We start from the raw sequence: 5,178 nt of genomic DNA, 5'->3' as shown, positions 1-5,178 counted from the left end.
CGTGAATCCAGCGGCGACCTACTCTCCCGGACCCGTAGGCCAGGTACCATCGGCGATAGGAGGCTTGACTTCCGTGTTCGGAATGGGAACGGGTATGACCCTCCCTCGATAACCGCTGAAACAATCTCTCCGGCAGTAACCTGCAACCAGCGACTCTACTGAGTGGCTGAAGTAAAGGTGATGAATCCTAGCTGCTCACGCGACGCGTGTCGAACGTCATCGTTGAAAGAAAGGAAAAGCTCTCACGGGCTATTAGTACGACTCGGCTCAACGTGTCGCCACGCTTACACCTGTCGCCTATCGACGTCGTAGTCTCCGACGGCCCTTCAGGGGGTTGCCCCCGCGAGACCTGATCTTGGGAACGGCTTCACGCTTAGATGCCTTCAGCGTTTCTCCGATCCGTACACGGCTACCCGGCAATGCCGCTGGCGCGACAGCCGGTACACCGGAGGTACGTCCGACCCGGTCCTCTCGTACTAAGGTCAGCTTCCCTCAAGTCTCGTACGCCCACACCGGATAGGGACCGAACTGTCTCACGACGTTCTGAACCCAGCTCGCGTGCCGCTTTAATTGGCGAACAGCCAAACCCTTGGGACCTTCTCCAGCCCCAGGATGCGACGAGCCGACATCGAGGTGCCAAACCTCCCCGTCGCTATGAACGCTTGGGGGAGATCAGCCTGTTATCCCCAGAGTACCTTTTATCCATTGAGCAACGGCCGTTCCACGCTGTACCGCGGGATCACTAAGCCCTACTTTCGTACCTGCTCGACGTGTCCGTCTCGCAGTCAAGCTCCCTTATGCCTTTATGCTCTGCGCGCGATTGCCGACCGCGCTGAGGGAACCATTGGATGCCTCCGTTACCTTTTAGGAGGCGACCGCCCCAGTCAAACTGACCATCAGACACGGTCCCTGTCCCGGATGACGGGACGAGGTTAGATCTCAAAACGGGCAAGGGTGGTATTTCAAGGATGGCTCCACGACGACTGGCGTCGCCGCTTCAAAGCCTCCCACCTATCCTACACATGCCAGTCCTAAAACCAATGTCAAAATACAGTGAAGGTTCATGGGGTCTTTCCGTCCAGGTGCGGGTTGCCGGCATCTTCACCGGCACTGCAATTTCGCCGAGTCCCGGGAGGAGACAGTGCAGAAGTCGTTACACGATTCGTGCAGGTCGGAACTTACCCGACAAGGAATTTCGCTACCTTAGGACCGTTATAGTTACGGCCGCCGTTTACCGGGGCTTCGATTCAGCGCTTCGCGTGAGCTGACGCCTCCTGTTAACCTTCCGGCACCGGGCACGTGTCAGACCATATACATCCACTTGCGTGTTAGCATGGCCCTGTGTTTTTGGTAAACAGTCGCTTCTGCCGTTTCCCTGCGACCTCCTGCAGCCCTGGACTGTCCATCCTCACCGCTGGAGGCTCCCCTTATCCCGAAGTTACGGGGTTAATTTGCCGAGTTCCTTCTCCCGAGTTGTCTCGAGCACCTTAGGCTATTCGCCTCGTCCACCTGTGTCGGTTTACGGTACGGGCCACATCAATACTCCCTTAGGGGGTTTTCCTGGCACGGGCCCACGAGACTCAGCTTCCGGCCGAAGCCTTCCACCGGTCCGGCGCCTGGGGCATGTACCGGGGGGATTTGCCGCCCCGGAGCCTTGCACGCCATCCGCGACATCCATCAGTCGCTACTCGCTGTCCCATGCGTCGCCCCGTCGGTCAAACGCAGTGATGTGGGTGCGGGAATGTTCGCCCGCTTGTCATCGGCTACGCCTCTCGGCCTCGTCTTAGATCCCGACTGACCCCGGGGGGATTATCCTTGCCCGGGAACCCTTGGACTTACGGTGTGCGGGTTTTTCACCCGCATTTTCGCATACTCATGCCAGCATTCTCGTTTCCGATACCTCCAGCGCGCATCGCCACGCGCCTTCCCAGGCCTACGGAACGCTCTCCTACCACTCATTGCTGAGTCCATGACTTCGGTGATGTGCTTAGTCCCGATCATTTTCGGCGCGGGGTCGCTTGACCAGTGAGCTATTACGCTTTCTTTAAAGGGTAGCTGCTTCTAAGCTAACCTCCTGGCTGTCTGTGCAACCCCACATCCTTTACCACTTAGCACATACTTGGGGACGCTTAGTCGATGGTCCGGGTTGTTTCCCTTTCGTCCGCTGATCTTATCACCCGCGGGCTGTCTGCCATGCATCACGTTCACGGTATTCGGAGTTTGATAGGGTTTGGTAAGCGGGTGTGCCCCCTAGTCCTTCCAGTGCTCTACCCCCGTGAAGCTAACATGACGCCATACCTAAATATGTTTCGGAGAGAACAAGCTATCGCCCAGTTTGATTGGTCTTTCGCTCCTACCCACAGCTCATCCGGACACGTTTCAATGTATATCGGTTGGGCCCTCCACGAGGTGTTACCCCCGCTTCAGCCTGGCCATGGGTAGATCACTAAGGCTTCGTGTCTGCCGTGTACGACTGGTCGCCCAGTTGAGACTCGCTTTCGCTTCGGCTCCGGGCCTGAGGCCCTTAACCTCGCCGTACACGAGCAACTCGCTGGCTCATTAAACAAAAGGCACGCCGTCAGGAGGATGAATCCTCCCTCCGACAGAATGTATGCACGCGGTTTCAGGCGCTCTTTCACTCCCCTCTCGGGGTGCTTTTCACCTTTCCCTCACGGTACTGTGCACTATCGGTCATCCGCTCGTATTTAGCCTTGGAGGGTGGTCCCCCCGTCTTCAGGCAGGATTTCACGTGTCCCGCCCTACTCTTCGACGTACGCTCCATTGAACAAGACTACAGGCCTGTCACCTGCTATGGGGGGGCTTTCCATCCCGCTTCGCCTTGTCGCCTGAATGCGCGAACCGTCTGGGCTCTTCCCCTTTCGCTCACCACTACTGAGGGAATCTCGGTTGATTTCTTTTCCTCCGGGTACTTAGATGTTTCAGTTCCCCGGGTTTGCCTCCTCGGACCTATGTATTCAGTCCGTGGATACGCTTGCGCGTGGGTTTCCCCATTCGGATCCCCCGCAGTCAAAGGCCCTTTGCGCCTCGTGCGGGACTTTCGGGGCTTGGCCCGTCCTTCGTCGCCGGCAGATGCCTAGGCATCCCCCGCGTGCATTCCTTCGCTTAATTCCTGTTTCCAACGATAAAGCTCGATCTGTCGCTCGCATGAGCAGCTCGAATCCACCTTTTTCTCAGTGCTTCAAGTCACTCTGTATGCTTGATTGCTTTTCTTGGTTACATGCCGTAATTTTCAATCTGCAGGTCGGCGCGGTGGCCTTCCCATTTCCTGCGCCCGGAAGCGCTACTGGAGCTAAGGAGACTCGAACTCCTAACATCCAGCTTGCAAAGCTGGCGCTCTACCAGTTGAGCTATAACCCCTTAAGCTATGGGCCTGAATGGACTTGAACCATTGACCCCCGCCTTATCAGAGCGGTGCTCTAACCAGCTGAGCTACAGACCCGGGCTCTAAAAGAATCGGAGATGTGCTTTCGTGGCGACTTCTAGTCTGAACGTCTTTTCGATTACAGGTGGTTGGAAACTTGTTCCAAATTTTACTCCTTAAAGGAGGTAATCCAGCCGCACCTTCCGGTACGGCTACCTTGTTACGACTTAGCCCCAGTCAGAGGTCTTGCTTTAGGCGCTGGCTCCCTTGCGGGTTGGCATCGCGACTTAGAGCACTCCCTCCTCCCATGGCTTGACGGGCGGTGTGTACAAGGCCCGGGAACGTATTCACCGTGGTGTGCTGACCCACGATTACTAGCGATTCCAGCTTCACGGAGTCGAGTTGCAGACTCCGATCCGAACTGAGGCCGGCTTTGAGGATTGGCGCCCTGTCACCAGGTAGCGACCCATTGTACCGACCATTGTAGCACGTGTGTAGCCCAGGATGTAAGGGCCATGAGGACTTGACGTCATCCACACCTTCCTCCGGGTTGTCCCCGGCAGTCTCTCCAGAGGGCCCCCTTGCGGGTGGCAACTGGAAACGTGGGTTGCGCTCGTTGCGGGACTTAACCCAACATCTCACGACACGAGCTGACGACAGCCATGCAGCACCTGTGCGGAACGTTGTATTGCTACAAAACGGCGATCTCTCGCCGCGGCGTTCCCATGTCAAACCCTGGTAAGGTTCTGCGCGTTGCTTCGAATTAAACCACATGCTCCACCGCTTGTGCGGGCCCCCGTCAATTCCTTTGAGTTTCATACTTGCGTACGTACTCCCCAGGCGGCATACTTAACGCGTTGGCTTCGGTACCCGGGGCGAGCCCCGGACACCCAGTATGCATTGTTTACGGTGCGGACTACCAGGGTATCTAATCCTGTTTGCTACCCGCACTTTCGAGCATGAGCGTCGATAAGTCCCCAGCAAGCTGCCTTCGCCATCGGTGTTCTTCCTGATCTCTACGCATTCCACCGCTACACCAGGAATTCCGCTTGCCCCTGAACTATCCAAGAGAAACAGTCCAGTCTGCAGGTCCGGGGTTGGGCCCCGGTATTGTACAGACTGCTTGCATCTCCGCCTGCGCTCCCTTTACGCCCAGTGATTCCGAACAACGCTTGCACCCCTCGTATTACCGCGGCTGCTGGCACGAAGTTTGCCGGTGCTTCCTTTCGAGGTACATTCAACTTGGCCGAGGCCAAGCATTATTCCCTCACGACAGTGGTTTACACACCGAAATGCTTCTTCCCACACGTGGCGTTGCTGCATCAGGGTTTCCCCCATTGTGCAATATTCCCTACTGCTGCCTCCCGTAGGAGTCTGGGCCGTATCTCAGTCCCAATGTGGCCGATCACCCTCTCAGGCCGGCTACCGATCGTCGCCTTGGTGGGCCGTTACCCCGCCAACTAGCTAATCGGACGCAAGCTCATCCCACACCGATAAATCTCTAGTCAACAGTCCATGTGGACTGCCACTCTCCTGGGCATTAACCGCGCGTTGGCACGGGTATTCCCTGATATGGGGCAGATTGCTTACGCGTTACTCACCCGTTCGCCGCTAGGACCGAAGTCCCCGCTCGACTTGCATGTATAAGACACGCCACCAGCGTTCGTTCTGAGCCAGGATCAAACTCTTCATTAATTTTTTAAAGTCTTGGTCCCGTAATCACGTTCGTATTCGACTAATTCCAAGAAATTTCTTGGGCCGTCACTAAGCACATCTCCGATTCCTTCAATCTTCTC

General features: G+C 56.5%; 2 tRNA genes and 3 rRNA genes. All 5 read right to left on the bottom strand.

The features are described 5' to 3' along the window. Positions 1-5: 5 nt before the first annotated feature. The 5 genes from rrf to B7992_RS15895 all read right to left on the bottom strand — a co-directional run bounded on the left by rrf (position 6) and on the right by B7992_RS15895 (position 5,077). Positions 6-120 (bottom strand): 5S ribosomal RNA (rrf, locus tag B7992_RS15915). 110 nt (positions 121-230) lie between these two features. Further along, positions 231-3,131 (bottom strand): 23S ribosomal RNA (locus B7992_RS15910). 174 nt (positions 3,132-3,305) lie between these two features. Beyond that, positions 3,306-3,378 (bottom strand) — tRNA-Ala (locus B7992_RS15905). A gap of 8 nt (positions 3,379-3,386) precedes the next feature. Then, positions 3,387-3,460, bottom strand: a tRNA-Ile gene (locus B7992_RS15900). 100 nt (positions 3,461-3,560) lie between these two features. Beyond that, positions 3,561-5,077: ribosomal RNA gene (locus tag B7992_RS15895) — 16S ribosomal RNA — on the bottom strand. The 16S, 23S and 5S rRNA genes sit together here with 2 tRNA genes alongside, the layout of an rRNA operon. Positions 5,078-5,178 lie beyond the last annotated feature (101 nt).

Origin of the sequence: Fibrobacter sp. UWH1, assembly GCF_002210365.1 — a bacterium.
In the GTDB taxonomy this organism is placed as follows: Bacteria; Fibrobacterota; Fibrobacteria; order Fibrobacterales; family Fibrobacteraceae; genus Fibrobacter.
Note: the sequence above shows the minus strand (reverse complement) of the source record. Positions and strands in the feature narration are given on the sequence as shown.